Below are 2,460 nucleotides of genomic sequence, written 5' to 3'. Positions count from 1 at the left end.
TCGTACTGACCCTCGTGGAGCTTCTCTATGGCGACGTTCCCGTTCGGCGCCTCGTCGACCTCGTGGCGCGCGTCTGACAACGCGCGCACGATGCCGCGGCGGAGGGAATCGTGATCATCTGCGACCAGGATACGGCCCATTTTTTCTGCCTCTCTATGTCGGTTGCCGGTCGCCAGTTCTCAGTCACCAGAGTTCAATGCTCTGGGGACTGGCGACTGGCTACTGGCACTATCCAAACAACCCCTGACCACTCTTCACCGGGAGCGTGACGCGGAAACGGGTACCACCCGCCAGCGGCGTGCTGACATCGATCCGTCCGTCGTGCGCGTCGACGATCTTTCGGACGATTGCCAGCCCGAGACCCGACCCCTGCGGCTTCGTCGTGAAAAACGGGCTGAAGATCCGATCCATCACATCGGCCGCGACCCCAGGCCCGTCGTCGGTCACCTCGATCAGGAGGCTCGGCCCGGCCTGCGGCTCGATGACCGACGGGTCCTCGGCGAGCTGGCACGCCAGGATGCGGACGGTGCCGCGCCCTCCGAGCGCCTCGAACGCGTTCGTCATCAGGTTCGTGAACAGCTGCCGCAACTGGTGCGGGTCGCCGTGGATCGTCGGAAGATCCGGTGCAAGGGCCACCTCGACGGCGACCTCGCCGCGCGGTACGTGGCTCTCCGCCATCGAAATGGCGTCGCGCACGGCGTCCGCGAGGATGATGCGCTCGACCTGCAGCCGGATGGGGCGCACGAAGTCGAGGATCTCGAGGACGATGGCGTTCGCCATCTTCGCTTCCTTGATGATGTCGCCGAGGATCGCCTGCGCGTCCGGGGACTCCGCCAGCTGTCGCTTCAGGATCCCCGCCATCACCTCGATGCCGGCGAGCGGGTTCTTCACTTCGTGTGCGATGGCGGCGGCCATCTCGCCGAGCGCCGCCAGACGGTCGCGAAGCCGCTCGCGCTCTTCGAGCTGCTCGACGCGCGTGAGGTCCTTGAAGAAGAGCGTTGCGCCGGTAATCCGGCCCCGTCGGTCGCGGACCTGCGACAGCGTGTAGCCGATCACCTTGCCGGTGCTCTTCAGCCGCAGCTCCGCGCGGTTGGGCAGGTGCGAGAGGTCGAACGCGCCGGCGACGATGCGGCAGACGTCCGGCCGTTCGCGCAAGACAGCGGGGAACGGAGCGCCGATGTCCGAGGGCTTGGGCGTCAGACCGAGGATCCGGTAGGCGACCTGATTCATCACCGCGATCCGGCCATCGCGGGTGATGGCGAGAACGCCGTTGCGCAGGTTCCAGACGAGGTCGCGGTAGAAGCTGTCGGTCGGGATGAGGTCGTCGGGACCGCCGGACGCACGCCGGCCCTTGGCGCCAGCCCGGGCGGTGCGGGGTCTCGACACAGGCGCAGGTCGGCGCGAGATACCGCGCGGCTTCCGGTCAGGCATGAGTCGGCTCAGGCTGAAGCCGGCGGCGGCTTCGAACGGCAATAGTGTAATTGCCTCGACCGGTGCGGCCAAGCTCTTTTCCATCATCAACTTAGGGACCAAAATTGCACACGGCTGCCCTACCCGGACACACGACGGGCAGGTAGCGAGCGGACAGCACGGGGGCAAAGGGTGTGCCCGGCTCGTCCGCGGAGGGAGGGGGGATTTCCTTGGGAATTTGCGAAAAGTGTATTCGCGCGCGGCCGGGCTGTGGACGATTTTGAGATCGACTTACGATTCTGTATGCAGCGCCTCCCACTGGTTCATCAGATCGCCCACCTCCCACATGAGGGCCTGATGCCGGTCGATGATGGGTTTGGCGGCGGTGTGATCGTCGTAGAAACCGGGGGCTGACATGGATGCTTCGAGCTCCTTGATGGCGCGCTCCCGGTCAGCGATGCGCGCCTCCAGCTCTTCGACCCGGCGGCGCCGGCCTTCGGCTTCCTTACGGTCCCGCCGGGCGTGCGACTCCTGCCGCTTCCGCTCCTCGTAGGTGACCTGCGCCTCGACCTTGCCGGCCGGCCGGGCGGCGGCTTCGGCGACGCGTGCGGGGGACGTTGGCGGACGTCCTTTGGCGACCGGGGGCCGCGCCGGCGCCGGACGGGACGGCGGGGGTGCAGCGGGGGCAGCCTGCCCCTTCCGGCTCCACAGGAACTCCTCGTAGGTGCCCGGATAGAGGAGCGCCTGGCCGTGTCCGATGTCGACGACCTTCGTCGCCAGCTTGTCGACGAAATAGCGATCGTGCGACACGAAGATGAGCGTCCCCCCGAAGTCTTCGAGCGCGTCGAGGAGGACGTCCTTGGAGTCCAGATCGAGGTGGTTCGTCGGCTCGTCGAGCAGCAGCGTGTTGGACGGGCGCAGGAGCATCCGCGCGACCGCCAGCCGGGTGCGCTCACCACCCGACAGCACGCGCACCGGTTTGTCGACATCGTCGCCGGAGAACAGGAACCCGCCGAGGATGTTGCGGATGTGCGGCACCATGTGCAGCGG

The 2,460-nt window shown here is 67.1% G+C and carries 2 protein-coding genes; both read right to left on the bottom strand.

Annotation, left to right across the window (positions count from 1 at the left end; all coding sequences use genetic code 11):
• Positions 1–228: 228 nt before the first annotated feature.
• Entirely contained in the window at positions 229–1,518 is a 1,290-nt protein-coding gene (locus tag VNE62_03820; GenBank protein HVE91419.1) for an ATP-binding protein, read from the bottom strand.
• A gap of 183 nt (positions 1,519–1,701) precedes the next feature.
• A partial coding sequence (locus VNE62_03815) for an ATP-binding cassette domain-containing protein (protein HVE91418.1) occupies positions 1,702–2,460 on the bottom strand: 759 nt, incomplete at its 5' end.

The organism is Actinomycetota bacterium (assembly GCA_035536535.1).
In the GTDB taxonomy this organism is placed as follows: domain Bacteria; phylum Actinomycetota; class JAICYB01; order JAICYB01; family JAICYB01; genus DATLNZ01.
This window is presented reverse-complemented; position numbering and strand designations above follow the sequence as displayed.